This window comes from Sphingobium sp. FG11 (genome assembly GCF_057809915.1).
The window spans coordinates 129,208-155,019 of sequence record NZ_JBMDKW010000001.1 but is presented as its reverse complement, the minus strand read 5'-3'; the positions used below and the strand labels follow the sequence as shown (position 1 = coordinate 155,019).

The window sequence follows — 25,812 nt, the reverse complement described above, 5'->3', positions numbered from 1 at the left end:
CCCTATGCCAGCATGCCCAGCGGATTTTCGACCAGCGACTTGAACGCCGCCATCAGGCGGGCACCGTCCGCGCCGTCGATCGCGCGATGGTCGAAGCTGCCGGTCGCCGACATGACGGTGGCGATCTGCAAACTGTCATTCACGACATAGGGTCGCCGGTCGCCCGCGCCGATCGCCATGATCATCGCCTGCGGCGGATTGATGACCGCTTCGAACTGCTTGATGCCGAACATGCCCATGTTGGATAGCGAGGCTGTGCCGCCCTGATATTCGTCGGGCTTGAGCTTGCCGCCCTTGGCGCGGCTGGCCAGATCCTTCATCTCGGTCGAGATCGCGGCAATGCCCTTGCTGTCCGCGCCGGTGACGATCGGGGTGATAAGGCCGCCGGGGATCGACACCGCGACCGCGATATCCGCGCGCTTGAATTGCAGCATCGTGTCGCCTGCAAACTGCACATTGCATTCGGGCACCTGCATCAGCGCGACGCCCAGCGCCTTGATGAGCAGGTCGTTGACCGACAATTTGACCTTGCGATCGGCAAATACCGCATTGAGTTCGCCGCGCAGCGCCAGCAGCTTGTCGAGCTGGATATCCACCGTCAGGTAGATGTGGGGCACCTGCTGTTTGGATTCGGTCAGGCGGCGGGCGATCGTCTTGCGCATGCCCGAAAGTTTGACGACCTCATTGGGGATGCCGAAATCGATGCCGGTCGACGGGATGGCCGGGGCGGATGCGGCGGCGGCAGGCTGCGCTGCGCCAGCGGCAGCGGCAGCGGCAGCGGCAGCGGCGGCAGGCGCGGCCTTGGCGGCGGGAGCCGAAACCACGCCTTCCTTCGCGCCTTCCAGATCGGCCTTGACGATCCGGCCATTGGGACCGGAGCCGGTCAGGCTGGCGAGATCGACGCCCTTGGTTTCGGCCAGCCGCCGCGCCAGCGGGCTGATCCTCACCCGGCCGTCTGCGGCCGGTGCAGGCGCTGTCTTTGCGGCTGCGGGCGCTGCGGCTTCCGCCTTGGCTGGCGCGGGGGCTTCGGCGGAGGCTGGTGCGGGGGCCTTTTCGGCGGGCTTGGCCGCCTCCGCAGTCGGGGCGCCACCGCCCGCGACAGCCGCCACATCCTCACCCTCTTCGGCGATCATCGCGATGACGGTGCCTACCTTCACCTGATTGGTTCCTTCGGCCACCAGGATTTTCGCGATGGTGCCTTCATCGACTGCCTCGAACTCCATCGTCGCCTTGTCGGTCTCGATCTCGGCGATCAGATCGCCGGCGACGACCGTATCGCCTTCCTTCACCAGCCATTTGGCCAATGTCCCCTCCTCCATCGTCGGGGAAAGGGCAGGCATCTGGATCGACTTGCTCATGCGTTCGGGGCCTTTGTCTCTTCAGTTCGGCGCGCGCGGCGGATGCAGCCCGTTTTCACGCTTTGGCCTTGCCGGTCAAGGCCACGGCTTGCGCACAATGCGATAATGGCTCACATTTTAGGGGACAAGGGCGCTTGCCTCGTGGGCGGCGGATGCGCGGAGGGCGGCGCATTTTTTAAGGAACAGGGCGATGCGGACCTATCTGGTTGTGGTAGATGAATCCCCCGAGGCGGAGACCGCGCTGCGCTTTGCCGCCCGCCGTGCCGCGAAAACGGGCGGGGCCGTGCGAATCCTCGCCCTCATCCCGCCAGCGGAATTCGTCCAGTGGGGCGGCGTGCAGGCGACGATGGAAGACGAGGCGCTGCAACGCGCCGAAGCCCTGGTGTTCAGCGCCGCGGGCACGCTGAGCGAGGAATCCGGCATCCGCCCCAGCATCACCGTGCGCCAGGGCGACCCGGTAACGGTCGTGCGCGATACGCTCAAGGAAATGGACGATGTGGCCGCTCTGGTGCTGGGCGCGGCGGCGAGCGGCCCACCGGGCGCGCTGGTGTCGCATTTCGCCGGGGCCGACGCCGGTGGCATGCCCTGCCCGATCATGATCATTCCGGGCGGGCTGGATTCGGACACGATCGACCGGCTGAGCTGACAGCCCCTACCGCTTCTTATGCTTGCCCCGCGCGCCGCCCATATGGCGGATATTGGACGGTCGCCCTCGATTAACGCCCGGCCGCACCCGATCCATCTTGCGCGGGCCGGACCGGCCACCCGCCGGCGCATCGGGCAGTTCAAACCGCAGCACCCCGTTGATCGGGTCCGCCTCCGCCAGCCGCAGCTCCAGCCGCTGCCCGACCGAGTAACGATCGCCGCTTTCCACCCCTTGCAATGCTTTGCCAGCTTCATCGAAAAAGAAGCGCTCCGCCCCCAAAGTCGACACCGGCACCAGCCCGTCGCCGCCCAGCCCCTCGACCGTCGCAAAGAAGCCGAAATTCTGGACCCCGGTGATCCGCGCCTGCACGGTCTCGCCGACATGGGCGGCGAGATAGGCTGCGACATAGCGGTCGATCGTGTCACGCTCCGCCTCCATCGCCCGGCGCTCATGCTGGCTGATCAGTTCGCCGACACGCGCCATATTTTCATAGTCATCGGCACTGAGCGATGATTTGGCCGGAATGTCACCGCCCTTGGGCGCCGGCAGTTCCAGCCCATAAGCTCCGACAAGGGCGCGATGGACGAGCAAATCCGAATAGCGGCGGATAGGCGAGGTGAAATGCGCATAGGACCCGAGCGCGAGGCCAAAATGCCCCATATTCACCGGCGCATAATAGGCCTGGGTCTGGCTGCGCAGGATCTGCTGCATGATCTGGTCCCGCTCCTCGCTCTCGCCCACCCGCTTGATGAGCTGGTTGAAGGTTGATGGCCGGATCACCTGCCCCAGTGCGAATTCCATGTCGAAGGTCGCGAGATATTCCTTGAGCGCCACCAGCTTGTCACGGCTCGGCGGCTCGTGGACGCGATACATGACCGGCGCCTTCTTCGCCTCCAGCGCCTTGGCCGCCGCGACATTGGCCGCGATCATATAATCTTCGATCAGCATATGCGCGTCGAGCCGCTCGCGCACCGCGACGCTGACGATCTTGCCCCATTCGTCCAGCACTACCCGCCGTTCGGGCAAATCCAGCGCCAGCGGCTCGCGCTTGTCTCTCGCATTGCGCAGCAGCGCCCAGCAGGCCCAGAGTGGCTTGAGCGCGGCATCGAGCAGCGCATTCTCCTTCGTCCCGTCGATCGCCGCCTGCGCATCTTCATAGGCCAGCACCGCCGCGACCCGGATCACCGCACGGGTAAAGCGCCAGGATATCACCGTGCCCTGCGCATTGATGACGAGGTGGCAGGCCATCGCCGCCCGGTCCTGCCCCGCGCGCAGCGAGCATATGTCGGACGAGAGCTGGTGCGGCAGCATCGGGACGACAAGATCGGGGAAATAGACACTGTTGCCGCGCTTTCGTGCCTCCCGGTCTAGCATGCTGCCGGGTCGCACATAATAGCTGACATCGGCGATCGCGACGATCGCGCGGAAACCGCCCGGATTAGCCGCGTCCTCGTCCGGCGTGGCCCAGACCGCATCGTCATGATCGCGCGCATCGGCCGGATCGATCGCGACGATCGGCAGGTGACGCAAATCCTCGCGCTTGTCCTCGTGCAGAGGAATGGCCGCAGCGTTCACCGCCTCATCCTCGACGCCATCGGGAAAGACATGGGGGATGCCATGCTTATGAATCGCGATCAGGCTGAAGCTGCGCGGCGCGAACGGATCGCCCAATATGTCGGTAACACGCGCGCTGATCCGGGGCGGACGGCCGGTCGGCTCGGCCAGTACGAGATCGCCTTTCTTCGCCGACCCCGCGTCGCTGATCGGCGTATCCTTGCGGATGCGTTTGTCGACCGGGCGCAGCCATAATTTGCCGCCATCCCCTTCGTGCACCACGCCGAGCAGCGTTTCGCTTGCCTTGGCGAGCTTCTTCATCGGATGGGCAAGCCAGCCCTTGTCCGCTTCCTCGGTACGCGCGAGAATGCGATCGCCGATGGTCAGCGCGCCCCGCTTGCCGCGCTCGACGATGCGGATGCGCGGCGCAGGATGGCCCTCCGCCTCCCAGCGCTCGGGCGTCGCGATTAGGGTCGTGTCATCGACATCCACGATCCGCAGCACCGTGACCTTGGGCACGCCGCCCATTTTGTGAAACGCGCGCGCCGGGCCGTGATCCAGCAGCCCTTCGTCCGCCATGTCGCGTAATAGCGCCTTGAGCGCGATCTTCTCCTGCCCTTTCAGGCCGAACGCCTTGGCGATCTCTCGCTTGCCCGCGGGTTGATCGGAGGTGGTGATGAAATCCATCACCTGATCGCGAGTGGGAAAACCGGCCGGCCGCACCTTCGATCGAGCGGGAGCGGACTTTGTTTTGGGGGTAGATACCATGACCGGACTATAGGGTCGGCTCATCCCGTACGCCAGCCATCTGTCTGATTACCTATCCGGCCAGCTTCCGCGCCCGTTCCCGCCACGCTTCCGCGAGCACCGGCATCTGTGCGAGCGCGCGCACCGCAGGCCTGTCAAGCTTATGACCACCCCCGATCAGCAGGTGAAAAATACGTGCGATGTTCCAATCTGGCAGCGGCCGCTCCTGCAGGTCCATACGCGTCCCGGCTTCCACCTCGCCCTCGCGGATCACGCGGAAATACAAACCGCTTCTTGCCGTGCGCGCGATCGTGGACATGATATCGGGCGCGCCGAACCGATGGTCCAGCTTCCAGCACGGCTGACGACCATGACTGACCTCCACGACAGCGCTGCCCATCGTGAAGCGGTCGCCAAGGCAGATATCTTCCTCCGTCATGCCGCGCGAAGCTATGTTCTCGCCAAAAGCACCCGGTGCATCGAACAGCGGGTGCCCGGATTTGGCCTGCCGCCACCAGACATAATGATCCTGCGGATAAAGATGAATCGCCTTGTCCCACCCGCCATGATGGATCGGATCGGCAACACCGTCGCCCGCCAGTCCCGCCCATGTGACCGACACCGGCCCTCCGACCGGACGCTTGGCGATGGCGCTATAGTCACTCCCGCGAAATGGCGCCGGCTTTCCCACCAGCAGCGCTTCGATCGTCATGCCTATTTCGCCCATTCAGGCGCTATGCCATGCCCGCAATCGGCTGGCGATGGCCGAACGAAATTAATCTGGATCAGGACGGGCTGAGTTCGGATGCCAGCTTCAAGACCTCGTCGCCGCGGTCGGTTTGCACCAGAAAGGCCGGGTTGGATGGAGAACCGTTCCGCCGTATCAGCGCCCCTTCGATCGTACGCTCGACATGGCGGTCGAACCGCTCGGCGATCCGACCGCGGCCCACACCCTGGCCCCAATTCCATTTGACCCGCGTCCCTTTGCGAAATCTCTCGGTCATGACATCTCTCTTGTCCTGCGCGGTCGCGACGGTTGCAACCGCGTGCTTGCGAAGGAAAAATCCTCGGACTCAAATCCGGTTCCTTGGGTTTTCACGCGTCATGCGATAAGGGGCGGCGGATGGATGTCACCGGCCTGCGCATCGCCCTGTTCAGCGGCAATTATAATTATGTGCGTGACGGCGCGAACCAGGCGCTCAATCGCTTCGTAGGCTATCTGCTGCGCCACGGTGCGGCCGTCCGCGTCTATTCACCGACGACGGGAAAGCCCGCCTTCGATCCGACCGGCGACCTTGTGACCGCGCCCTCTATTCCGGTTCCCGGCCGCACGGAATATCGCATCCCCTACCGGCTTTCGAGCGCGATGCGTCGCGACCTCAAACACTTCGCTCCCAATCTTGTCCATGTATCCAGCCCCGACCCGCTCGGCCATCGCGCCGTCAGCTGGGCGCGCGCTCACGGCCTGCCAGCGGTCGCATCAGTCCACACCCGCTTCGAAACCTACCCCCGCTATTATGGCCTCGCCTTTCTCGAACCGCTGATCGAATCGATGCTCCGCCGTTTCTACCGGCGGTGCGACGCGATCGTCGCGCCGTCCGAGTCCATGGCGCAATTGCTCCGCGAACAGCGGATGAGCTATGATGTGGGCATCTGGACCCGTGGCATCGACCGCGACATCTTCAACCCCGCCCGCCGCGATCTCGCATGGCGGGAGGGGATCGGCATTGCGCCGGACGCGCCCACCGTCGGCTTTGTCGGCAGGCTGGTCATGGAAAAGGGGCTGGATGTCTTTTCCGATACGATCGACCAGCTCGAGTCTCGACACGTGCGGCATAAGGTTTTGGTGGTGGGCGATGGTCCCGCGCGCGACTGGTTCCACAACCGCCTGCCCAATGCGATATTCACCGGCTTCCAGGGCGGCGCGGATCTGGGCCGGGCCGTCGCCAGCATGGACATGCTGTTCAACCCCTCCGTCACCGAAACCTTCGGCAACGTCACGCTGGAAGCGATGGCCTGCGGCCTGCCCACGGTCGCGGCGCGCGCGACGGGTAGCGAAAGTTTGGTGACGGATGGCGTGACCGGGCGGCTCATCCGTCCCGGCGCGATCGGGGCGTTCGCCGACGCGCTCCAGACCTATTGCCATGACACCGATGCGCGGAAGAGCGCGGGCGCGGCGGCGCAGGCGCGGGCGGAACGCAATGGCTGGGATCAGGTCAATCAGGCGCTGGTCGACACCTATGTCCGCGTCATCCGCCAGCGCGCGCAGGGCGCCCTTCTTCACGCCAGCCCGGTGCCCCGATCGCCAGTTCCCTGAACGACCTGTCCCCCCTATATCGGGGATATGCCAGATCTTTTCGCTCCCGACGACATGTCGCGCCCTGAACCGCTTTCCGAAAACGGGCCGCTCGCCGATCGTCTACGCCCGCGCGCGCTCGATGAGGTGGTGGGACAGGAGCATCTGACCGGCCCGCAAGGCGCGATCGGGCGGATGGTCGCCGCCGGACGACTCTCCTCCATCATCCTGTGGGGACCGCCCGGCACCGGCAAGACCACCATCGCGCGGCTGCTGGCCGACGCGGTAGGCATGCGGTTCGAGCCGATCTCGGCGGTGTTTTCCGGCGTCGCCGATCTCAAGAAAGTGTTCGCAGCGGCGAAGGATCATGCCCGCACCGGCGCGCGGACACTCCTGTTCGTGGACGAAATCCATCGCTTCAATCGCGCGCAGCAGGACAGCTTCCTGCCCTTTGTCGAAAATGGCACGGTCACGCTGGTTGGCGCGACGACGGAAAATCCCAGCTTTGAATTGAACGCCGCGGTCCTGTCCCGCGCGCAGGTGCTGATCCTGCGCCGGCTGGATGCCGCCGCGCTCGAACTGCTGCTCGACCGCGCCGCAGCGCTGATCGATCGCCCCCTGCCGCTCGATCCGAACGCGCGTGAGGCGCTGGTAGCCAGCGCCGATGGCGACGGGCGTTTCCTGCTCAATCAGGTCGAGACGCTTTATGCGATCGATATCCCCGCGCCGCTCGATCCGGCGGGTCTTTCCGCGCTGCTCCACCGACGGGTCGCTGTGTATGACAAAGATCGCGAGGGTCATTACAACCTGATCTCGGCGCTGCACAAGGCGCTGCGCGGGTCCGATCCGCAGGCCGCGCTCTACTATCTGGCGCGGATGCTGACCGCGGGCGAACAGCCGCTCTATGTGCTGCGCCGCCTCGTCCGCTTTGCCAGCGAGGATATCGGTTTGGCAGACCCGCAGGCGCTGGTTCAGTGTCTCGCGGCGAAGGACAGTTATGATTTTCTAGGAAGCCCGGAGGGCGAACTGGCGATCGTGCAGGCCTGCCTCTATTGCGCGACCGCGCCCAAATCGAACGCGGCCTATGTGGCGATGAAATCAGCCTGGAAATCCGCGCGTGACACCGGGTCGCTGATGCCTCCCTCCAATATCCTCAACGCACCGACCAAATTGATGAAAGATGTCGGCTACGGCAAAGATTATCATTACGATCATGACGCCGAAGACGGCTTTTCCGGGGACAATTACTGGCCGCAGGAGATGACGCCGCAGAGCTTCTACGCGCCGACCGAACGCGGATTCGAAGCGCGCATCGCCGAAAGGATCGCACATTGGGACCGACTGCGGGCAGAGCGCGAGGCTTGACGCCCGCTTTCACCCGCTTCGTCGCGATCGACTGGTCCGGCGCCAAGGGAGATCGGCACAAGGGCATTGCGGTCGCCTTGTGCGAAATGGGCAACGCTACCCCGCGCCTCATCGCCCCGCCCGGTGGACGCGCCTGGTCCCGGACTGCGGTCGCTGAATGGCTGGTCGCGCGGGCAGCCGAAGCGCCAACCCTGTTCGGCTTCGATTTCACCTTTGCGCCGCCGTTCGTCGCGCGCGGCTCGTATCTTCCGGGGGACGACGTTCCGGGAGACGCCCGGTCCTTCTGGGCCTATGTCGACAGCATTTGCGACGACACCGATCTTGGCGCGGCCAGCCTTTTGGAGGTTAGCCATCGTCGCCACTTCTATTTCGGCAAGGCTGACGGGGCGAAAGCCGGCTTTCTTCATCGTCGCATCTGCGAGGATCACTATAATGCGGGCGGCGGTGGCAAGCTGTCCACCGTGTTCGACGCGATCGGCGCGGCGCAGGTCGCGAAAGCCAGTTTCGCCGGCATGCGCCTGCTCCACCACATCCGTCCTCATGTGCCGATCTGGCCGTTCGATCCCTTGCCTGAGAATGGATCGCTCGTGGTCGAAATTTATACGAGCATCGCCGCTCGCGCCGCCGGTCGTCCCAAAGGCCGAGCCAAGATGCGCGATCTCACATCGCTGAACGATGCTCTCATGGCGCTTTGTTCAGCATCGCATGAGGCAGAGATGCCCGACGATCATGGCGCGGACGCGATCGTTACCGCAGCGTGGATGAGGAAAGTTGCAAGCCAGCCCGCCATGTGGTCGCCCGCACCCATCGACGCACAAATCGCATTAACGGAGGGCTGGACCTTCGGCGTCATCTGATAGTAAGGGCGTGTCGACCCATGGTGCGCCGGATTAGCACAGTGGTAGTGCAGCGGTTTTGTAAACCGAAGGTCGCGGGTTCAAATCCTGCATCCGGCACCATGGGAGCGCTGGCGATACTGACCGTTCACTATTGCGCCGCCCGCTTGCGCCGCGTCGCCCACCCTTTCTTCGCTGCCGCAGAGCGATCGGCCGCTGAATGACCGGCCGAAGCCACACCCCCGTTCCTGCCGCCTTTGCGTGACGAGCCGTGGCTATCGGGTTTGCCGCGCCCGGAGCCGGGTTTATTGCCGCCGCCCGATTCCTTGTTGACCGTAGCCCAGGCACGGCGTTCGGCCTCTTTCTCAGGCACGCCGCGATCTTCATAACCCTGCTCGATATGAGCGGCCTTGCGCTTCTGCTTGCCGGTATAGCTGCTCTTGCCACCCTGAGGCATGATCCGTCTCCTGCTGACCCGCCGCTTAAGCCCATCAATTCCTCAGCCGCATCGGAGTTCATATCGCTGCGACGGCGTCACGATTTAGAGGAACGGAGCGGCAGGCAAGGCGTTGCCGACCCATGGAACAACATAGCCTTATCGAACGCCTTGCCCGCCATCTTGCGGCGGGCGAACCAGAGCACTGGCGGACGAAGGTCGAGGATGCCGCCAGCATCCTTGCTATCCTCAAGGAACCGGACGCCGCCATGCTGGAGGCCGGGGAGGGTTCAGGCTGGCGCGCCATGATCGACGCCGCTTTGCGCGAGCGCTGGCAAGTGGCCCCGGACTCGTCCGGGCAAGCCAGCGACACGAGCGGTTTCGATGAAGAAGGCGAGATGCAATTACCCGAACATGCCGACACTGCCAGCAAAGCCGGCTGGATTCACCTCAAGGATTGAAGGAGACAGGATCGTGAAGGGATTGTTGAAACTCGCCTTTGTGACCGGCCTGGGAGCCGTGGTCTGGAAAAACTGGCGAAGCTGGACGGCGAAGTCCGAAGCCGACGATCGCGGGCCAATAGGGTCATCGGGTATCGTACGTGACGCGGGGCCTGACGAACAGCATGGAATCGAGGCGAAAGACTGGGATCTTGTGGACGAGCAGGCCGACGAATCCTTCCCCGCCAGCGATCCGCCCGGCAATTTTCGCGGCGTGTCCTGATCGTCCACCGCTCCATTGCCCCTCCCCGCCCGTCCTCTTATGAGGCGTCCGGAGGGATGCCGATCGCCGGCTACCCGACAGGGGAACAGGATAAACCATGCCGTCAGGATTGATTGCGCTGCTGGACGATGTCGCCGGCATCGCCAAGATGGCGGCTGCGTCGCTGGATGATGTCGCTGCCGCAGCGGGCAAAGCAGGATCGAAGGCAGCGGGTGTCGTGATCGACGATACGGCCGTTACCCCCAATTATGTCATGGGTCTGACGCCCGAACGCGAACTGCCGATCATCTGGAAGATCGCGAAAGGGTCGCTTCGCAACAAATTGCTGTTCCTGCTGCCTGCCGCACTCGCGCTCAGTGCTCTGGCGCCCTGGCTACTGCCGCCTTTGCTGATGCTGGGAGGCGCGTTTCTGTGTTTCGAGGCAACCGAGAAGCTGGTCGAGGCGATGCAGGGTGGCCATGACGCGGCCGATGATGCGGCGGCGACCCTCAACGCGCAGGAACTGGAGGACCAGAAGGTCAGCGGCGCGATCCGTACCGACTTCATCCTGTCGGGAGAGATCATGGCGATCGCGCTTGGCACCGTCGCGACCGAGCCATTGTGGGAACAGGCGATCATCCTGGTGGTCGTGGCCATTTTTATCACTGCGGGCGTCTACGGAGTGGTCGGTTTTATCGTTAAGATGGACGATATCGGCCTGCATCTGGCCAAAGCTTCTGCCGCCCCTACCCGCCTCATCGGGCGCGGACTGGTGAAGGCGATGCCGGTGCTGATGCGGATATTGAGCGTCGTCGGCACGGCCGCGATGCTGTGGGTTGGCGGTGGCCTGATCGTTCATGGCTTGCACGAATTTCACTGGGATATGGTCCCCGGCGCCATCCATCACCTTGCCAAAGGTGCGGCCCACTTCACCCCTGCCGCGGCGCCCGTCGTGGAATGGCTGGTGAGTGCAATCGGTGCAGGCATCGTAGGGCTGGTCGTTGGCGCGATCGTCGTGGCGGCGCTGCATCTTTTCAAGAAACATTAGACATGGCCTCTCTTTGGCGCGTCGAGGCGCGGGCGCTGCTCGCGCTTGCCGTGCCTATCATCGCGGGCAATATCGCCTGGGCCGGAATCGCCGCGACCGATCTGCTGCTGCTCGGGCGACTGGGCGCGCAAAGCGTCGCGGCGGGCGCGCTCGCGATCAACCTGTTCAACGCGCTGCTGATCTTCGGCATGGGCCTGGTCGCCGCCGCTTCGCCGCTGATCGCGCAGGAGCGTGGTCGCAGACGCCATTCGGTGCGCGACGTACGCCGCACCGTCCACCAGACCTTGCGGGCCGCGATGATCCTGGCCCTACCCGCCTGGTTCCTTCTATGGCATAGCGAACCCATATTGATCGCGCTGGGGCAGGACCCTGAACTGGCACGGGAAGCTGGCGGAATGATGCGCGGCCTGCAGTGGGCGCTGCTGCCTTTCCTGGGCTTCACCACCCTGCGCAACTTCATCTCGGCGCTGGAACGGCCGCTCTGGAGCCTGGTCGTCATGCTGTGCGCCATTCCGTTTAATCTGCTGGCGGGATGGGCGCTGATCTTCGGGAAGCTTGGTTTTCCAGCACTTGGTCTGCGCGGAGCCGGGATCGCCAGCAGCCTTTCTTCGACCTTTCTGTTTCTCGCCCTGCTCGCGGTGGTGATGATCGACCGGCGGTTCCGCCGCTATCGGCTGATGGGCCAGTTCTGGGCATTTGATCGCCAGCGGCTGCGCGCGGTCTGGTCGCTGGGGCTGCCGATTGCGATCATGCTGGGTTTCGAAACCAGCGTATTCAACGCGTCCGCCTTCCTGATGGGCATGATCGATCGCGATTCGCTTGCGGCACATGCGGTCGCGATCCAGATCGCCGCGCTTGTGTTCATGGTGCCGATGGGCATTGGCCAGGCGGCGACGGTGCGAGTCGGCCTTGCTCATGGCCGCGCCGATCATGCCGGCGTCGGCCGCGCCGGTTGGGTCGCGCTGACCGCCAGCATCGGCTTTGCAGGCGTGACCGCGAGCCTGTTGATCGTTGCGCCGCGCATGCTCGTATCCGTGTTTCTCGACCTTTCTGACCCTGCCAATCAACGCACCGTCGCGCTTGCAGTGAGCTTTCTTGGCGTCGCCGCCCTGTTCCAGTTAGCAGATGCAGCGCAGGCCGTAGGTGCAGGGGCATTGCGCGGGATTCAGGACATGAAGGTCCCGATGATTTTTGCGCTCTTCGGCTATTGGGCGATCGGCATCGGCGTTGGAGCGCTGCTTGCTTTTCCATTCGGTTTAAAGGGACTTGGCATCTGGCTCGGACTCGCCAGCGGCCTTGGCGTGGTGGCGGCGCTACTCGTCCTGCGCTGGTGCATGCGAGAGCGGCTTGGTCTCGTCGGGCCACTCGCCGAAACACGGGATTAATGCGATCAGCTGCTCTGAACGGCCATGGTGCATTGCACAAAAATATTGAATTTTATGCCGGAATGAGTATGAGCGGACATTGTCATGCAAGCACCGACGAATATTTTCGAAGCGATAGCGCTCCAGAAATGCCTGATCGCGACCTATAATAAACTGGTCGTGAAACTGGCGCCGCACATCCTGTATACCCGCCATGACGAAATGTTCATCGACGCAGTGGCGATTGAACGCGAAGGCCGTGCGCCGCGGGAACTCAAGCTCGGCGTTTTCAAGCTCGCGGGCCTCAGCGACGTGAGCGTACTTGACGAGCATTTCGAATATATGGGCGGCCTGTTCGATCCGGACGATGCGAAATATAAGGGCGTGACCCTGTTCGCTGTCGATCCGCAAAGCGCAGCCGCCTGACCGGCCGCTATTTCTTCAGTCGATAGCCCGTCCTGAACATCCAGGCGATGATGGCCAGGCAGATGGTCAGCATCCCGGCCATGAACAGCAGGCTGAAGCCGATCCCGACATCGCTGCGGCCGAAGAATGTCCAGCGAAAGCCTGAAATCAGATAGACGATCGGGTTGAAGAACGTGATCGTGCGCCATGGTTCCGGCAGCATGTGGATCGAATAGAAAGCGCCGCCCAGAAACGTCATCGGCATGATGATGAGCATGGGGATGACTTGCAGCTGTTCGAAGCTTTGTGCCCAGATTCCCAGGATGAATCCGAAAAGGCAGAAGCTGATGGCGATCAGGATCATGAATCCGACCATGGCGAAGGGATGGGCGACGGGCAGATCCACGAAAATATGGGCGGTTGCGAAGATGATCGAGCCGACCATGAGCGCTTTGGTCGCGGCGGCGCCCACATAAGCGATGATGGTTTCGGTCGCGGAGACGGGCGCGGACAGCAATTCGTAGATGGTTCCGGTGAATTTTGGCATGTAAATGCCAAAACTCGCGTTGAAAATGCTCTCCGTGAACATCGCCAGCATGATGAGGCCGGGCACGATGAAGGCGGCATAGGGAATGCCGTCGACCTCCGTCATCCGCGACCCGATCGCGCCGCCGAACACGACGAAATAGAGCGAGGTCGTGATGACCGGCACGAGCAGCCCGGTCAGCCAGGTGCGGCGGAACCGATGCAGTTCGAAGCCGTAGATCGAGGCGATGGCGCGCGCATTGAAACCGCTCATGCGCGTTTCTCCTGATGAACGAGGCTGACGAAAATATCTTCGAGGCTGCTTTGCCGGGTGTTGAGATCCTTGTAGCCGATGCCAAGGTCGCTGAGCCGCCGCAGCAGCGAGGCGACCCCGCTATGGGCGGCGCGGGTGTCGAATATATATTCGATCTCGCGCCCTTCATCCTTCAGCGCCACATTCCAGTCGGCCAGCCCGTCGGGGATGGCGGCAAGCGGTTCGGCGAGGATGATCGACAGCGTTTTCTTGCCGAGCTTTTCCATCAGCGCGGTCTTTTCCTCGACCAGAATCAGCTCGCCGCCGGTGATGACCCCCACCCGGTCGGCCATCTCCTCGGCCTCCTCGATATAATGGGTGGTCAGGATGATGGTGACGCCGGTCTTGCGCAGCTCGCCGATCAGCGTCCACATGTCGCGCCGCAATTCGACATCGACGCCTGCGGTCGGCTCGTCGAGAAACAGCACGCGCGGTTCATGGCTGAGCGCCTTGGCGATCATCACCCGCCGCTTCATGCCGCCCGACAGTTCGAGGATGCGGTTGTTGCGCTTGTCCCAGAGCGACAGATCGCGCAGCACCCGTTCGATATGGGCGTCATCGCGGGGCTTGCCGAACAGGCCCCGGCTGAAGCGGACAGTGTCGATCACCCGTTCGAACTGGTCGGTCGACAATTCCTGCGGCACCAGCCCGATGGTGGAGCGCGCCTGCCGATAATCGCGGACGATATCATGGCCCGCGACACTCACCGACCCGCCACCGGGGCGTACATTGCCGCAGATGATCGAGATCATCGTCGTCTTGCCCGCGCCATTGGGACCGAGCAGTGCAAAAATTTCGCCCTCCTCGATCTGGAGGTCGATGCCCTTCAGCGCCTTGAAGCCGGTGGCATAGGTCTTGGTCAGTCCGGTAATCGTGATGATGGGCGCCATGCGCGATCAGTCCCCTTCGCTTGGCCAAGGAGATAGGACGGCCCCGCTCTTAAGCAACAGGCGTCAGTCGGCCCGGCGGAAAAAACGAAAGACGGTGGCAGGCGGAAAATTGCGCACGGTCTGGCCGCAGCGCTCCACCGCCAGATCGAGCGCATCCAGCACATCCCCGCTCACCGGCGGCCGTATCGAATAGGTGAACTGGATGAAGCTGCCCCCCGGCTGCAACATGCGGAACGCTTCGGTCAATATGTCCCTATGCATATGCCGGTCCATCGCCAGCAGCGGCAGGCCACTCACCACCGCCTGATAATCGCCCGGTTCGCCCGCCGTCGCGGTCGACACGATCTGCGCGGGCGTTTCCAGAATCGACACCGCCGGAAAATGACGGCGCAGGCCGCGCGCGAAGGCGGGGTTGATCTCCACCACTTCCAGCTTTTCAGGCGGCAGGCCGGTATGCAGGATGGCGCGGGTAAACACCCCGGTTCCCCCGCCCAGTTCCAGCACGCGCCCATCGGCAGGATCGATATCCGCCACCATCAGCCGGGCGAGATAACGGCTGCTCGGTACGACGGACGCGGTCTGGCGCGGCTTTTTGAGCCAGGCGGCCAGAAAGTCGAGATATTCGGTCGCACGGATGCGGAACGGGCTGTCCGGCAGGGCGACTGCCCGGCTCCGCTTGGGTTTATGCTGCATGGGCGAAATGCGACCGCTCCTGTGACATCACGACTCCCCTTAGCGGGCCGGAACGTCCGCGTCGATCAGCTTTCACGCGCCGTCGCGCCGCAGTGCGGAAATCATGGAAGCCTATCGCCCCATATGCATGAAATCACGGTCATAACTGCGCAGATGCGCGCCGCCATCGACATAGAGCGTCTGGCCGGTCATGGCCGTGGCGTTGGCGAGATACAGCACCGCCTCGGCGATTTGCGCCGCCTGCGGCAGCCGTGCGAGCGGCATCAGCCCGGCCAGCGTCTCCATCTGCGCCTCGTCATAATCCGGCGTCGCGATGGTCAGGCCCGGCGCGACGGCGTTGACCCGGACCCTGGGGGCCAGCGAATGGGCGGTCAGCCGGGTCAGGCCCGCCAGCGCCATTTTGGACAGGGTGTAGGCAAGCTGGTCGCTATGGGGATGGTCGATCCGCTGGTCGAGAATATTGACGATGCAGCGGTCCCCCGATCCCGCCGGGGCGGCCGCGAACACCTTGCTGAGCAGCGTCGGCGCGGCGCAATTGACGGCATAGTGGCGCATGAGGTCGTCCGCCGTCACCGAATCGAGCCGGTCCTGCCCGAACAGCGCGGCGCTGTTGACCAGCAAATCCGGCGGACGTCCGAAATGGGCGGCCACTTTGGCGATCAGTTCCTCCGCCGCCTCCGGATCGGTGAAATCGACGACGAAGCCTTCCCACTCCGTCGCATGCTCCTCCAGCGTCAGGGCGAGAGGACTGTCGAGCCGCGTGTCGTGGCTGCCGTGCAGCGCCAGCGAGTAGCCTGCCGCGGCGAGCGCGCCCGCAATGACGCCGCCCAGCCGGCGATGCCCGCCCGTGACCAGCGCCAGCCGCTTTTGCAGCGGCAGCGATGCGGCCGGCTCCGATGACGCCTGCGGGCGGCCCAGTGGCCGGTAGGGCGCTTCGTCCTCGTTCATGCCTGAATCAGTTGCAGCACTTCTTCGCGGCTCTTTTGATCCTCGCGAAAAACGCCCAGCATGCGGCTGGTCTTCATGATGACATCGGGGGTGCGCACCCCGCGCCCGGTCATGCAGCCATGGGTTGCCTCGATCACCACGGCAACGCCCTGAGGCTTCAGATTCTCCCAGATGCAGTTGGCGACTTCGGACGTCAGCCGTTCCTGCACCTGAAGCCGATGCGCGAACGCATGCAGCACCCGCGCGAGCTTCGAGATGCCGACGACATATTTGCCCGGCAGATAGGCGATGTGCGCCTTGCCGACGATCGGGGCCATATGATGTTCGCAATGGGACTGGAACGGAATATCCTTGAGCAGGACGATATCGTCATAGCCGCCGACCTCATGGAAGATGCGCGACAGATGATAGGCGGGATCATCCGCATAGCCCCGGCAATATTCCTTCCAGGCGCGGGCAACCCGCTCGGGCGTTTCGAACAGCCCCTCGCGCTCGGGCTGATCGCCGGACCAGCGGATCAGCGTGCGGATCGCGTCCGACACTTCAGCGGGCACCGGCAGTTTCGATCCTTCGCCCACGGTTTCCGCGTCGGGGTCAAATGGCATGAACAGAGCGCTCCTTGTTGGTTCGTCGGCATATGGAGATTAGGGTTGGCGATGACCAGTATTTTCCGGTCGCTGGACAGAAGATCGCGCCGATGGCAAATCCGGGCTTTGCCGGAATCCTTTCCCCCATGTTGCTGACGATCTTTCATGCGCACTGACCGGATCGCCGCCGTTCTGCTCGCCGCCGGTCTGTCGACCCGTTTCGGCGAGGATGACAAGCTGATGGCCCCATGGCGGGGCAAGCCGATCGTCGCCCACACGCTGGAAACGGTCGCGTCGCTCAAGTTCGCCGAACTGGTGGCGGTGGTGCGGCCGATCGAACATGCGCCGGTCATTCATCGCAAGCTGGAGCGGCGCGGCTACACGATCCTGGTCAACGACCAGCCCGAACAGGGGATTTCCGGCAGCATCGTGCGCGCGGTCGAGCATGTCATGCCGTTGCAAAAATGCCGGGGCATATTGATCTGTCTGGCGGATATGCCCGATGTGCCGCAAAGCCATTATACCCGCCTCTGCCTCGCCGCCGAGGATATCCGATCGGTGGTGGCGAGCACGGACGGCTTTTCCGCGTCACCCCCCGCCTTTATCGGGCGCAAGCATTTTCCCGAACTGCTGGCGTTGCGCGGCGATCAGGGCGCGCGCGCGCTGCTGAGCCATGGCGTGCAGATCGAGACGAGCGGCGCCGTGCTGCACGACATCGATGTGCCCGAGGACCTGCCGGGCTGGCAGCCACCGGCGCGGGACGCATAACATTTAGCTGGAGCGGGTCGGGTCCGTCATCGCGTCGCCCATCTCGCGGGCGTCGGGCGCGCGGGTGGCGGGGAGCGAGCCGGTCTGCCGCTCGATCATCCGGTGCACGACCGGCGCGTCCGGGCCGATGTGCAAGGCGCGGATCGCGTCGCTATTGGCGATGTCGGCCACGGTCCTGCGCTGGTTGTGCCGCACATAGTCGAGCCACGTCGATACATGATAGCGCTCCAGCCAGAGCTGCGGATCGCCGAGATCGCGCAACAGCGACCAGCCATGCGCGCCGTCGCGGCGGCGGATGCGGCGGCGTTCGCTCATCGCGGCGAGGAACGGCACGATCGACCCGGCGGGGATGCGATATTCGATCGTCACCACGACCGGCCCGCTGCGCGCCTCCACCGGCACCGCCGTCTCCGGCTCCGTCCAGCGATTGTGCAGATCGAGATTATCCTGCCCGACCTGCGGCAACCCGCGCAGGAAACCGATGAGGCCCGCCGCAAGCTGCATGGCGGCGGCGATATGGAGGGTGGCGACGACGCCATGCGCCTCCGCCAGCGCGCCGAACAGCCATGCGCCCACCGCCATGCCGCCAAAGGCCGTCATCTGATAGAGCGCGACGGCGCGGGCGAGCACCCAGCGCGGCGCGGACATCTGGACCGACACGTTGAAGGTCGACAGCGCCACGACCCAGCCCCCGCCCGCCAGCATCAGCCCCAGCATCGCCAGCGCGAGCCAGGGGCTGGCCGCCGTGATCGCCGTGCCCGCCGCCAGCGCCACCGTCGCGCCCCGCACCATCGTTTCGATCGAAAAGCGCGCGCGCAGCCAGCCCGATGAGAGCGCGCCCGCCACCGCGCCGATGCCGAACGCACCGCTCAACAGGCCAAAGGTGAGCGCGCCGCCGTGCAGCAGGTCGCGCGCGATCAGCGGCATCAGCGCCGACACGGCGCTCGCCCCCACACCGAAGGCGGCCGAGCGGACGAGGACGCTCTGGATATGGGGCGACATGGCGACATAGCGGATGCCCGCGCCCATCGCGACGCCGAGTCGCTCGCGCGGCAGCAGTTGGGGCGGTCGTTCGGGCCGCCAGCGCGCCAGCACGGCGACGAGACCCAGATAGCTGACCGCGTTGACCAGAAAGGCGGCTGCCGCGCCCGCCAGCGCGACGATGACGCCGCCGAGCGCCGGGCCGACGCTGCGCGCGAGATTGAACCCCATGCTGTTGACCGCGACGGCGCTGGGCAGCGTCGCGCGCGGCACCATGTCGCCGACCGACGCCTGCCACGCCGGGCCGTTGATCGCGGTGGCGCAGCCGATGAGGAAGGTGAAGCCGAGCAGCGTCCAGGGGGTCAGCATGCGTGCCCACGCGCACAGCGCCAGCAGCGCCGAGACGATCAGCATGAAAATCTGGCAGGCGAGCATGACCTTGCGCCGGTCGACATTGTCGGCGACGGCCCCGGCCCACAGCGACAGCAGCATGATCGGCAAGGTGGTCGCCGCCGGCACCAGCGCGACCAGTTGCGGCGATCCCGCCAGCGAGGTCATCATCCACGCCGCGCCGACCGACTGGATCAGCCCGCCGAAATTGGACGCCATGCTGGCGAACCAGATCGCGCGAAAGATCGGAACGGACAGCGGCGATGGCGCCGGGGAGGAATCAGACTGCGACACGCGACGTCATGAAGCGGAATTGGCTCGCGCCGTCAAACCAGGCTTGCCGTCATGCGACCCATGCCGGTGCAGACCGTCCCGCCTGAAGCGAGGACGCCCGGCGGTTCCGCGCAGAGGCGTTGAACGCATAGCCGGGCACCGCTACAACCAGAATGCCGGGCTACCGTCACGGCGCATAGCGGTGGCGGGTGGCATGGGTGTCAGGAGACCAGGATGTTGAAAGTGATGTGGCTTTTGAAGCGCAAGGCAGGCACGTCCATGGCTGAATTTATCGACTATTACGAAACCAAACATGCTGTCCTGGGAGCGGCGCTTTTTGCCAAGGGTAACTTCGCGCCGCTTAAATATGTGCGAAAATATCTTCACCCGCTGCCGGACCCCATTGCTGCGGCCGATCCGGATGCCGAGCAGGACTATGATGTGTCGATGGAAATATGGTTTCGCGATCGCGCCCATTTCGACGAGATGATCGAGGTGATGACGCCCGCCTATGACCTCATCATCGAGGACGAAGCGCAGTTTCTGGAACGTGAAAAACGCGCGGTCTTCATATTGGAAGAGCATGAGACCCTATTCGACACCACGGGACGCTGAGCGCGATCGCAGCGTATGGCCCTGCTGAGGGCAAACCTGCCAGCCTGCCCTTCCGCGATCACACCACACGGCATCTGCGTTTTCGACTTGCACTTTACGTAAACGTAAATACATCTACTCACGTCCGAAGCGCGCATCGTCGCGGCTGACGGAGAGGGATGATCGATGGAAGCCTATATTTACGACGCCGTCAGAACGCCGCGCGGTCGCGGCAAGGCCGACGGAGCGCTGCATGAAATCACGCCGATCCAGTTGGCGACGCAGGTGCTGGAGGCCGTGCGCGATCGCACGGGGATCGACACGACCGATGTCGACGATGTAATTCTGGGCTGCGTCAGCCCGGTCGGCGAACAGGGTGCGGATATCGCGCGGGTGGCCGCGCTGAACGCCGATTATGCGCAGACGACGCCGGGGGTGCAGGTCAATCGCTTCTGCGCGTCGGGCCTTGAAGCGGTGAATATCGCGGCGGCCAAGGTGATGTCGGGCGAAGCGCTGTTCGCGATCGGCGGCGGCGTCGAATCGATGAGCCGGGTGCCGATGGCGTCGGACGGCGGCGCATGGGCGATGGACCCGGCGGTCGCCTACAAAACCTATTTCGCGCCGCAGGGCATTGGCGCCGATGTGATCGCGACGAAGTTCGGGATCAGCCGCGACGATGTCGACGCCTATGCGATCGAAAGCCAGCGCCGCGCCAAGGCGGCGTGGGACGAGGGCCGCTTCGCCCGCTCCATCGTGCCGGTTCGCGATGTGATCGGGCAGGTCGTGCTCGACCATGACGAACATATGCGCCCCGACGCCACGATGCAGTCGCTGGGCAGCCTGAAACCCAGTTTCGCCGCGCTGGGCGAGGAGATGCCCGGCTTCGACACCGTAGCCCTGCTCCGCTATCCCGAACTGGAGCGGGTGAACCATGTCCACCATGCCGGCAACAGTTCCGGCATCGTCGACGGCGCGGCGGCGGTGCTGGTCGGCAGCAAGGCGATCGGCGAGAAATATGGGCTTAAAGCCCGCGCGCGAATCCGGGCGATGGCCTCGATCGGGTCGGAGCCGATGATCATGCTCACGGGGCCGGAATTCGTCGCGGGCAAATTGCTGGGCCGCGCTGGCATGAGCGTGTCCGACATCGACCTGTGGGAACTGAACGAAGCCTTTGCCAGCGTCGTGTTGCGCTACATGCAGGCGATGCGGCTCGACCATGACCGGATCAACGTCAATGGCGGGGCGATCGCCATGGGCCATCCGCTCGGTGCCACCGGGGCGATGGTGCTGGGGACCGCGCTCGACGAACTGGAACGGTCGGGCAAGGGCACCGCGCTCGTCAACCTGTGCGTCGGCGCGGGCATGGGCACCGGCACGATCATCGAACGTATCTGAGCGGATCAGGGAGAAATCAACATGGACACGATCCGCTTCGATATCGACGCAGATGGCATCGCGACACTTGTCATCGATGTGCCCGGTCAGTCGATGAACGTCATCGGCCCGGAATTTCTGGCCGATTTGGATACGGCGATCACCCGCATCGCATCTGAGGAGGCCATCAGGGGCGCGGTGATCGCGTCCGGCAAGGACAGCGGCTTCATGGCCGGCATGGACCTTAAATATTTCAGCGCGATGCTGGCGAAGGCGGGACCACGCCCCTCCCCCGCCGCGCTGTTCGACGATCTGTTCGTGCTGAACGCGCTGTTCCGGCGGCTGGAAACCTGCGGCAAGCCGGTCGCCTGCGCGATCGAGGGGACGTGCGTTGGCGGCGGGTTCGAACTGGCGCTCGCCTGCCATCGGCGGATCGTGGGCGACAGCAGCCGGACGCAGTTGGGCCTGCCCGAAATCCTGATCGGCCTGTTCCCCGGCGGCGGCGGATCGCAGCGGCTGCCGCGCCTGATCGGGGTGCAGGCGGCGCTCATGTATATGTTGCAGGGCAAGCTGTTCCGCCCGGCGGAAGCGGCGATGATGAAGGCGGTGGACGAGGTGGTGCCGCAGGGTAGGGCGCTGGAGGCCGCGCGGGCGTGGGTGAAGGCCAATCCGGCCGCCGCCGTGCAGCCATGGGACCAAAAGGGCTTCAAATTCCCCGGCGGCGCGGGCGGATTCAACCCAGGCTTCATCCAGACGATGGCGGCGGCGGTGCCGATGACGCTCAAGACCACGCAGCGCAATATGAACGCGCCGCAGGCGCTGCTGTCGGCGGTGTATGAAGGGGCGCTGCTGCCGATCGACCGGGCGATCCGGGTCGAGAGCAAATATTTCGCGAAGGTCGCGGCCGATCCGCAGGCGGCCAATATGATCCGCACCCTGTTCGTCAGCAAGAACGCGGCCGAACGCGGCGCGCGGCGACCCAAAGATCAGCCCCCTGCCCCCACGAAGACGCTCGCCATGTTGGGCGCGGGCATGATGGGCGCGGGCATTGCCACCGTCGCGGCGCAGGCGGGGATCGAGGTCATGCTGTTCGATCGCGACATCGCCTTTGCGCAGAAGGGCAAGGCCCATGTCGAGGCGCAACTCAACAAGCGGCTGGGCAAGGGGATGACGGCGGAGAAAATCGCGCAGACCCTCGCCCGCGTCACGCCGACCGCCGATTATGCGGCGCTCGCGGGCGCGGATTTCGTGATCGAGGCGGTGTTCGAAGATGCCGCGATCAAGGCGCAGGTCACGCGGGAGGTCGAGAAGATACTCGGCCCGGACGTGATGTTCGGCTCCAACACATCGACCCTGCCGATCACCGGGCTTGCGAAAGCGTGGAGCAAGCCCGAACATTTCATCGGCATCCATTTCTTCTCGCCGGTCGAGAAGATGCCGCTGGTGGAGATCATCCTCGGCAAGCATACCGGCCCCGCCGCCATCGCCAAGGCGCTGGATTTCGTCGCGCAGATCAAAAAGACGCCGATCGTCGTGCATGACAGCCGGGGCTTTTACACCTCGCGCAGTTTCGGCACCTATGTGCAGGAAGGCGCGGAAATGGTCGGCGAGGGAATCAATCCCGCGCTCATCGAAAATGCGGGGAAGCAGCTTGGCATGCCCACCGGCCCGCTGGCTGTGGGTGACGAGGTGTCGATCGAGCTGGGCCACAAGATCATGCTGGCCGCCCGCCAGCAACTGGGCGACGCCTTCATGCCGCAGGCGTCGGACGCGGTGATGGAAAAGATGGTCGATCTGGGGCGGCTCGGGCGCAAGAACGGCAAGGGATGGTATGACTATCCCGAGACCGGGAAAAAACATCTGTGGGAGGGGCTGGGCGACCTGTTCCCCCGCGCCGCGCAACAGCCCGATGTCGAGGCGGTGAAGGAACGGCTGCTCTACCGCCAGCTGATCGAATGTGCGCGTTGCTTTGAGGAAGGGGTGCTCGATACGCCGGAGGATGGCGATATCGGCGCGATTTTCGGCTGGGGCTTTGCGCCCTACACCGGCGGGCCGTTCAGCCATATGGACATGATCGGCGCCGCGCAGGTGGTGGCCGTGCTGGATCGGCTGGCGGCGGCCCACGGCGATCGGTTCGCGCCCACCGCCCAGTTGCGCGACATGGCGGCGAGCGGCGCGACCTTTTATCCGGCCATATCCGCCCGGAAAGCGGCCTGAAGCGGTTGTAAAGCGGAACGCCCTTGGTCTAGGTCTCCCCATGACAGGGAGACCTATGGCATGAGCGACAAGCCTTCGATTCTGGTGACGGGCGGCGCGGGATATATCGGCAGCCATGCGGTGCTGGCGCTGCGCGATGCGGGCTATGGCGTGGTCGTGATCGACAATCTCGTCACCGGATTCCGCTGGGCGGTGCCCGACGATGTGCCATTCGTCGAAGGCGATATCGCCGACCAGCCGCTGGTGCGGGCGACATTGCGCGATCATGGCATCAGCGCGATCATGCATTTTGCAGGGTCCGTGGTGGTGCCGGAATCGGTCGAAAATCCGCTCAAATATTATCATAACAACAGCGCCAAGACCCGCGACCTGATCGACAGCGCGATCAGCGTCGGCGTGCCGCATTTCATCTTTTCCTCGACCGCCGCGACCTATGGCACGCCCGATGTCGAGGCAGTGCGGGAGGACACGCCGCAACGGCCGATCAATCCCTATGGCATGTCGAAGCTGATGACCGAATATATGCTGCGCGATGTCGCGGCGGCGCATCCGATGAATTATTGCGCGTTGCGCTATTTCAACGTCGCGGGCGCGGACCCGGAAGGCCGCACCGGCCAGTCGACGGCGGGCGCGACCCATCTCATCAAGGTCGCGGTCGAGGCGGCGCTCGGCAAGCGCGAGGGGGTCGCGGTGTTCGGCACCGATTTCGATACGCCCGACGGCACCGGGGTGCGCGATTATATCCATGTCAGCGATCTTGCCGCCGCACATGTGCTGGCGCTGGAGGCGCTGATCGCGGAGCCGGAGCGCAACCATCTGCTCAATTGCGGCTATGGCCGGGGCTTTTCCGTGCTGGAGGTGCTGGACGCGGTGGACCGGGTGACGAACAATCCGGTCAGGCGCACCCTGTCGCCGCGCCGCCCCGGCGATCCCGGCGCGCTGATTTCGGACAATCGCGCGATCCTGGCGACGTTTCCGTGGCAGCCGCGCTTTGCCGATCTCGACCTGATCGTGCGGCATGCGCTGGCGTGGGAGCGCAAGCTCGGCGAACGCGCCGACGCATGAGCGAAGATTCCGTCCGGGCCTTTTTCGAGGCGCATGCGCCCGATGTCGCGATCATCGATCAGGGCTTAAGCACCGCGACGGTGGTGGAGGCGGCGCAGGCGCTGGGCGTGGAGCCGGCGCGGATCGCCAAGACGCTGTCGGTGCGCGCGGGCGAACGCATCGCGCTCATCGTGACGCGCGGCGATGCACGGCTGCATAATGGCAAGGCCAAGGCGGCGCTCGGGGCCAAGCCGCGCATGCTGGGTGCGGACGAGGTCGAGGCGATCACCGGCCATCCGGTCGGCGGCGTTTGCCCGTTTGGGCTGGCCACACCCCTACCCGTCTATTGCGACCAGTCGTTGCGGGCGTTCGACACGGTTTTTCCCGCCGCCGGATCGCGCACGGCATCAGTGGAATTGACGCCCGACCGGCTGGCGGCGCTGACCGGCGCGATATGGGTGGACGCCTGCACCATGCCGGGCGAAGGGGACTGACATGCTGACCGAACATCATTTCCCCGATAGCGCCGCCGCCGCGGTTGATCTGGCTGCACATATCGCTGCGTTGTTGAGTGAGGCGATTGCTGCGCGTGGGGTCGCGAGCCTTGCCTTGTCGGGCGGGCGTTCGCCCAAGCCGGTGCTGGAGGCGCTGTCCGGTGTAGCGCTCGACTGGAGCCGGGTCATCGTCACGCTGGTCGATGAGCGCTGGGTCGCGCCGACCGATCCGGACAGCAATGAAAGGCTGATCCGCGAATCCCTGTTGCAAGGACCGGCGGCGGCGGCCCGGTTCGTGCCGATGAAGAATGACGCGGCCGATGCCTATGCGGGACAGCCCGCCTGCGAGGCGGCGATGGCGGCGACTGCATGGCCGCTCGATGTCGTGGTGCTGGGCATGGGCGAGGACGGGCATACCGCGTCGCTGTTTCCGGGCGCTGCCGAACTGGCGGCGGGCTTGTCCTCGACGGCACGGACGATTGCGATAACACCGCCGGTTGCGCCGCACGAGCGCATGTCGCTGACCCGGCGGGCCATTCTCGACAGCCGCCACATCCTCCTTCAGATCGCGGGCGAGGCCAAGACATCCGTCTATGATCGCGCCATGGCTGGCGGGCCGGTCGAGATACTGCCGATCCGGCTGGCGCTCTGTCAGGATGCCGTGCCGGTCGACTTGTGGATCAGCGCCTAATTTCGCGGCTTGTGCTTCGAGATGAGGTAGCGCCAGACACCCACCATGTTGATGAGCAGCAGCGCGACATTCTGCCAGCCGATGCCCTCGCTATCCTGCGCCATGAAGCCCCAGCCGATCAGCGCGATCGAGGAGGTCACGAACAGGACGAACGCCCAGCCGGTGATGCGACGGCCAAGGTTGAGCGAAACGACGAGCGCGGCCACGGTCGCCGCACCGGCTCCATAATATTGCAGCGCTTGAAGCAGTGTCTGGTTCATGAAGCCGCCAACG

General features: G+C 64.5%; 28 protein-coding genes and 1 tRNA gene. 17 read left to right on the top strand and 12 right to left on the bottom strand.

Annotated features, from left to right (window positions below):
- Positions 1-2: 2 nt before the first annotated feature.
- Positions 3-1,358 (bottom strand): pyruvate dehydrogenase complex dihydrolipoamide acetyltransferase, encoded by a 1,356-nt coding sequence (locus ACODSN_RS00790; RefSeq protein WP_489052357.1) that lies wholly within the window; start codon positions 1,356-1,358, stop codon positions 3-5.
- A 190-nt stretch (positions 1,359-1,548) separates the two neighbouring features.
- Here ACODSN_RS00790 and ACODSN_RS00785 point away from each other — a divergent pair, with 190 nt between their 5' ends.
- Positions 1,549-2,004, top strand: coding sequence for a universal stress protein (locus tag ACODSN_RS00785; protein ID WP_489052355.1), 456 nt, complete (start codon positions 1,549-1,551; stop codon positions 2,002-2,004).
- A gap of 6 nt (positions 2,005-2,010) precedes the next feature.
- On the opposite strand, the gene rnr is transcribed toward ACODSN_RS00785, so the two are convergent.
- The 3 genes from rnr to ACODSN_RS00770 form a co-directional block, all read right to left on the bottom strand.
- The gene (rnr, locus tag ACODSN_RS00780) at positions 2,011-4,326 is read right to left on the bottom strand and encodes a ribonuclease R (RefSeq protein ID WP_489052612.1); all 2,316 of its coding nucleotides are present in this window, start codon (positions 4,324-4,326) and stop codon (positions 2,011-2,013) included.
- A gap of 52 nt (positions 4,327-4,378) precedes the next feature.
- A complete protein-coding gene (locus tag ACODSN_RS00775; RefSeq protein ID WP_489052354.1) occupies positions 4,379-5,017 on the bottom strand; it encodes an MOSC domain-containing protein in 639 nt (212 codons plus the stop codon).
- Between the two features lie 73 nt (positions 5,018-5,090).
- Complete coding sequence (locus ACODSN_RS00770) at positions 5,091-5,309, bottom strand: hypervirulence associated TUDOR domain-containing protein (RefSeq protein ID WP_489052352.1); 219 nt, start codon at positions 5,307-5,309, stop codon at positions 5,091-5,093.
- A gap of 119 nt (positions 5,310-5,428) precedes the next feature.
- Here ACODSN_RS00770 and ACODSN_RS00765 point away from each other — a divergent pair, with 119 nt between their 5' ends.
- The 4 genes from ACODSN_RS00765 to ACODSN_RS00750 all read left to right on the top strand — a co-directional run bounded on the left by ACODSN_RS00765 (position 5,429) and on the right by ACODSN_RS00750 (position 8,925).
- Positions 5,429-6,622, top strand: a complete 1,194-nt coding sequence (locus ACODSN_RS00765) for a glycosyltransferase family 4 protein (RefSeq protein WP_489052351.1) — start codon at positions 5,429-5,431, stop codon at positions 6,620-6,622.
- Between the two features lie 27 nt (positions 6,623-6,649).
- Positions 6,650-7,966: a replication-associated recombination protein A gene (locus tag ACODSN_RS00760; RefSeq protein ID WP_489052350.1), complete on the top strand. Its 1,317-nt coding sequence runs from the start codon at positions 6,650-6,652 to the stop codon at positions 7,964-7,966.
- A complete protein-coding gene (locus ACODSN_RS00755) occupies positions 7,963-8,823 on the top strand; it encodes a hypothetical protein (protein ID WP_489052349.1) in 861 nt (286 codons plus the stop codon). The genes ACODSN_RS00760 and ACODSN_RS00755 overlap by 4 nt, the downstream gene beginning before the upstream one ends.
- Before the next feature lie 27 nt (positions 8,824-8,850).
- Positions 8,851-8,925: transfer RNA gene (locus ACODSN_RS00750), tRNA-Thr, on the top strand.
- A 28-nt stretch (positions 8,926-8,953) separates the two neighbouring features.
- Here ACODSN_RS00750 and ACODSN_RS00745 read toward each other — a convergent pair.
- The gene (locus tag ACODSN_RS00745; protein ID WP_489052348.1) at positions 8,954-9,259 is read right to left on the bottom strand and encodes a plasmid stabilization protein; all 306 of its coding nucleotides are present in this window, start codon (positions 9,257-9,259) and stop codon (positions 8,954-8,956) included.
- A gap of 122 nt (positions 9,260-9,381) precedes the next feature.
- Here ACODSN_RS00745 and ACODSN_RS00740 point away from each other — a divergent pair, with 122 nt between their 5' ends.
- The 5 genes from ACODSN_RS00740 (at position 9,382) to ACODSN_RS00720 (ending at position 12,778) form a co-directional block, all read left to right on the top strand.
- On the top strand, positions 9,382-9,699 hold the full coding sequence (locus ACODSN_RS00740) for a hypothetical protein (RefSeq protein WP_489052347.1): 318 nt from the start codon (positions 9,382-9,384) through the stop codon (positions 9,697-9,699).
- Between the two features lie 13 nt (positions 9,700-9,712).
- Positions 9,713-9,961, top strand: coding sequence for a hypothetical protein (locus ACODSN_RS00735; RefSeq protein WP_489052346.1), 249 nt, complete (start codon positions 9,713-9,715; stop codon positions 9,959-9,961).
- A 97-nt stretch (positions 9,962-10,058) separates the two neighbouring features.
- Positions 10,059-10,988: a DUF808 domain-containing protein gene (locus ACODSN_RS00730; RefSeq protein WP_489052344.1), complete on the top strand. Its 930-nt coding sequence runs from the start codon at positions 10,059-10,061 to the stop codon at positions 10,986-10,988.
- A gap of 2 nt (positions 10,989-10,990) precedes the next feature.
- On the top strand, positions 10,991-12,373 hold the full coding sequence (locus ACODSN_RS00725) for an MATE family efflux transporter (RefSeq protein ID WP_489052342.1): 1,383 nt from the start codon (positions 10,991-10,993) through the stop codon (positions 12,371-12,373).
- A gap of 84 nt (positions 12,374-12,457) precedes the next feature.
- Positions 12,458-12,778, top strand: a complete 321-nt coding sequence (locus ACODSN_RS00720; protein ID WP_489052340.1) for a hypothetical protein — start codon at positions 12,458-12,460, stop codon at positions 12,776-12,778.
- A 7-nt stretch (positions 12,779-12,785) separates the two neighbouring features.
- Here ACODSN_RS00720 and ACODSN_RS00715 read toward each other — a convergent pair whose 3' ends face one another.
- The 5 genes from ACODSN_RS00715 to folE form a co-directional block, all read right to left on the bottom strand.
- Entirely contained in the window at positions 12,786-13,556 is a 771-nt protein-coding gene (locus ACODSN_RS00715) for an ABC transporter permease (protein WP_489052338.1), read from the bottom strand.
- Entirely contained in the window at positions 13,553-14,485 is a 933-nt protein-coding gene (locus ACODSN_RS00710; RefSeq protein WP_489052336.1) for an ABC transporter ATP-binding protein, read from the bottom strand. The genes ACODSN_RS00715 and ACODSN_RS00710 overlap by 4 nt, the downstream gene beginning before the upstream one ends.
- A 63-nt stretch (positions 14,486-14,548) precedes the next feature.
- The gene (locus ACODSN_RS00705) at positions 14,549-15,178 is read right to left on the bottom strand and encodes a class I SAM-dependent methyltransferase (RefSeq protein ID WP_489052334.1); all 630 of its coding nucleotides are present in this window, start codon (positions 15,176-15,178) and stop codon (positions 14,549-14,551) included.
- 111 nt (positions 15,179-15,289) lie between these two features.
- The gene (locus tag ACODSN_RS00700) at positions 15,290-16,126 is read right to left on the bottom strand and encodes an SDR family oxidoreductase (protein WP_489052333.1); all 837 of its coding nucleotides are present in this window, start codon (positions 16,124-16,126) and stop codon (positions 15,290-15,292) included.
- Positions 16,123-16,731, bottom strand: coding sequence for a GTP cyclohydrolase I FolE (gene folE / locus ACODSN_RS00695; protein ID WP_489052331.1), 609 nt, complete (start codon positions 16,729-16,731; stop codon positions 16,123-16,125). Before folE ends, ACODSN_RS00700 begins: the two co-directional genes overlap by 4 nt.
- A gap of 147 nt (positions 16,732-16,878) precedes the next feature.
- Here folE and ACODSN_RS00690 point away from each other — a divergent pair, with 147 nt between their 5' ends.
- Entirely contained in the window at positions 16,879-17,481 is a 603-nt protein-coding gene (locus tag ACODSN_RS00690; RefSeq protein WP_489052330.1) for a nucleotidyltransferase family protein, read from the top strand.
- A gap of 3 nt (positions 17,482-17,484) precedes the next feature.
- On the opposite strand, the gene ACODSN_RS00685 is transcribed toward ACODSN_RS00690, so the two are convergent.
- The gene (locus ACODSN_RS00685; RefSeq protein WP_489052610.1) at positions 17,485-19,071 is read right to left on the bottom strand and encodes an MFS transporter; all 1,587 of its coding nucleotides are present in this window, start codon (positions 19,069-19,071) and stop codon (positions 17,485-17,487) included.
- Positions 19,072-19,359: 288 nt separating this feature from the next.
- On the opposite strand from ACODSN_RS00685, the gene ACODSN_RS00680 reads away from it, so the two are divergent.
- The 6 genes from ACODSN_RS00680 to pgl all read left to right on the top strand — a co-directional run bounded on the left by ACODSN_RS00680 (position 19,360) and on the right by pgl (position 25,539).
- On the top strand, positions 19,360-19,740 hold the full coding sequence (locus ACODSN_RS00680; protein WP_489052329.1) for an EthD domain-containing protein: 381 nt from the start codon (positions 19,360-19,362) through the stop codon (positions 19,738-19,740).
- Positions 19,741-19,905: 165 nt separating this feature from the next.
- Positions 19,906-21,114: an acetyl-CoA C-acetyltransferase gene (locus ACODSN_RS00675; RefSeq protein WP_489052328.1), complete on the top strand. Its 1,209-nt coding sequence runs from the start codon at positions 19,906-19,908 to the stop codon at positions 21,112-21,114.
- A gap of 21 nt (positions 21,115-21,135) precedes the next feature.
- On the top strand, positions 21,136-23,310 hold the full coding sequence (locus ACODSN_RS00670; protein WP_489052326.1) for a 3-hydroxyacyl-CoA dehydrogenase NAD-binding domain-containing protein: 2,175 nt from the start codon (positions 21,136-21,138) through the stop codon (positions 23,308-23,310).
- Positions 23,311-23,370: 60 nt separating this feature from the next.
- Entirely contained in the window at positions 23,371-24,375 is a 1,005-nt protein-coding gene (gene galE / locus ACODSN_RS00665) for a UDP-glucose 4-epimerase GalE (protein WP_489052324.1), read from the top strand.
- Positions 24,372-24,848 carry a YbaK/EbsC family protein gene (locus ACODSN_RS00660; RefSeq protein ID WP_489052323.1) on the top strand — a complete coding sequence of 159 codons (477 nt, stop codon included), beginning with the start codon at positions 24,372-24,374 and terminating at the stop codon, positions 24,846-24,848. Before galE ends, ACODSN_RS00660 begins: the two co-directional genes overlap by 4 nt.
- Position 24,849: 1 nt before the next feature.
- A complete protein-coding gene (gene pgl, locus ACODSN_RS00655) occupies positions 24,850-25,539 on the top strand; it encodes a 6-phosphogluconolactonase (protein WP_489052321.1) in 690 nt (229 codons plus the stop codon).
- On the opposite strand, the gene ACODSN_RS00650 is transcribed toward pgl, so the two are convergent.
- A complete protein-coding gene (locus ACODSN_RS00650) occupies positions 25,536-25,799 on the bottom strand; it encodes a hypothetical protein (protein WP_489052319.1) in 264 nt (87 codons plus the stop codon). The two genes, pgl and ACODSN_RS00650, sit on opposite strands and share 4 nt — an antisense overlap.
- Positions 25,800-25,812 lie beyond the last annotated feature (13 nt).

What these genes read in the sequence shown, in the direction of transcription:
- ACODSN_RS00790 (WP_489052357.1), bottom strand. Translation starts at nt 1,358, where the DNA reads ATGAGCAAGTCGATCCAGATGCCTGCCCTTTCCCCGACGATGGAGGAG.
- ACODSN_RS00785 (WP_489052355.1), top strand. Translation starts at nt 1,549, where the DNA reads ATGCGGACCTATCTGGTTGTGGTAGATGAATCCCCCGAGGCGGAGACC.
- rnr (WP_489052612.1), bottom strand. Translation starts at nt 4,326, where the DNA reads ATGGTATCTACCCCCAAAACAAAGTCCGCTCCCGCTCGATCGAAGGTG.
- ACODSN_RS00775 (WP_489052354.1), bottom strand. Translation starts at nt 5,017, where the DNA reads ATGACGATCGAAGCGCTGCTGGTGGGAAAGCCGGCGCCATTTCGCGGG.
- ACODSN_RS00770 (WP_489052352.1), bottom strand. Translation starts at nt 5,309, where the DNA reads ATGACCGAGAGATTTCGCAAAGGGACGCGGGTCAAATGGAATTGGGGC.
- ACODSN_RS00765 (WP_489052351.1), top strand. Translation starts at nt 5,429, where the DNA reads ATGGATGTCACCGGCCTGCGCATCGCCCTGTTCAGCGGCAATTATAAT.
- ACODSN_RS00760 (WP_489052350.1), top strand. Translation starts at nt 6,650, where the DNA reads ATGCCAGATCTTTTCGCTCCCGACGACATGTCGCGCCCTGAACCGCTT.
- ACODSN_RS00745 (WP_489052348.1), bottom strand. Translation starts at nt 9,259, where the DNA reads ATGCCTCAGGGTGGCAAGAGCAGCTATACCGGCAAGCAGAAGCGCAAG.
- ACODSN_RS00740 (WP_489052347.1), top strand. Translation starts at nt 9,382, where the DNA reads ATGGAACAACATAGCCTTATCGAACGCCTTGCCCGCCATCTTGCGGCG.
- ACODSN_RS00730 (WP_489052344.1), top strand. Translation starts at nt 10,059, where the DNA reads ATGCCGTCAGGATTGATTGCGCTGCTGGACGATGTCGCCGGCATCGCC.
- ACODSN_RS00725 (WP_489052342.1), top strand. Translation starts at nt 10,991, where the DNA reads ATGGCCTCTCTTTGGCGCGTCGAGGCGCGGGCGCTGCTCGCGCTTGCC.
- ACODSN_RS00720 (WP_489052340.1), top strand. Translation starts at nt 12,458, where the DNA reads ATGCAAGCACCGACGAATATTTTCGAAGCGATAGCGCTCCAGAAATGC.
- ACODSN_RS00715 (WP_489052338.1), bottom strand. Translation starts at nt 13,556, where the DNA reads ATGAGCGGTTTCAATGCGCGCGCCATCGCCTCGATCTACGGCTTCGAA.
- ACODSN_RS00710 (WP_489052336.1), bottom strand. Translation starts at nt 14,485, where the DNA reads ATGGCGCCCATCATCACGATTACCGGACTGACCAAGACCTATGCCACC.
- ACODSN_RS00705 (WP_489052334.1), bottom strand. Translation starts at nt 15,178, where the DNA reads ATGCAGCATAAACCCAAGCGGAGCCGGGCAGTCGCCCTGCCGGACAGC.
- ACODSN_RS00700 (WP_489052333.1), bottom strand. Translation starts at nt 16,126, where the DNA reads ATGAACGAGGACGAAGCGCCCTACCGGCCACTGGGCCGCCCGCAGGCG.
- folE (WP_489052331.1), bottom strand. Translation starts at nt 16,731, where the DNA reads ATGCCATTTGACCCCGACGCGGAAACCGTGGGCGAAGGATCGAAACTG.
- ACODSN_RS00690 (WP_489052330.1), top strand. Translation starts at nt 16,879, where the DNA reads ATGCGCACTGACCGGATCGCCGCCGTTCTGCTCGCCGCCGGTCTGTCG.
- ACODSN_RS00685 (WP_489052610.1), bottom strand. Translation starts at nt 19,071, where the DNA reads ATGGCGTCCAATTTCGGCGGGCTGATCCAGTCGGTCGGCGCGGCGTGG.
- ACODSN_RS00680 (WP_489052329.1), top strand. Translation starts at nt 19,360, where the DNA reads ATGTTGAAAGTGATGTGGCTTTTGAAGCGCAAGGCAGGCACGTCCATG.
- ACODSN_RS00675 (WP_489052328.1), top strand. Translation starts at nt 19,906, where the DNA reads ATGGAAGCCTATATTTACGACGCCGTCAGAACGCCGCGCGGTCGCGGC.
- ACODSN_RS00670 (WP_489052326.1), top strand. Translation starts at nt 21,136, where the DNA reads ATGGACACGATCCGCTTCGATATCGACGCAGATGGCATCGCGACACTT.
- galE (WP_489052324.1), top strand. Translation starts at nt 23,371, where the DNA reads ATGAGCGACAAGCCTTCGATTCTGGTGACGGGCGGCGCGGGATATATC.
- ACODSN_RS00660 (WP_489052323.1), top strand. Translation starts at nt 24,372, where the DNA reads ATGAGCGAAGATTCCGTCCGGGCCTTTTTCGAGGCGCATGCGCCCGAT.
- pgl (WP_489052321.1), top strand. Translation starts at nt 24,850, where the DNA reads ATGCTGACCGAACATCATTTCCCCGATAGCGCCGCCGCCGCGGTTGAT.
- ACODSN_RS00650 (WP_489052319.1), bottom strand. Translation starts at nt 25,799, where the DNA reads ATGAACCAGACACTGCTTCAAGCGCTGCAATATTATGGAGCCGGTGCG.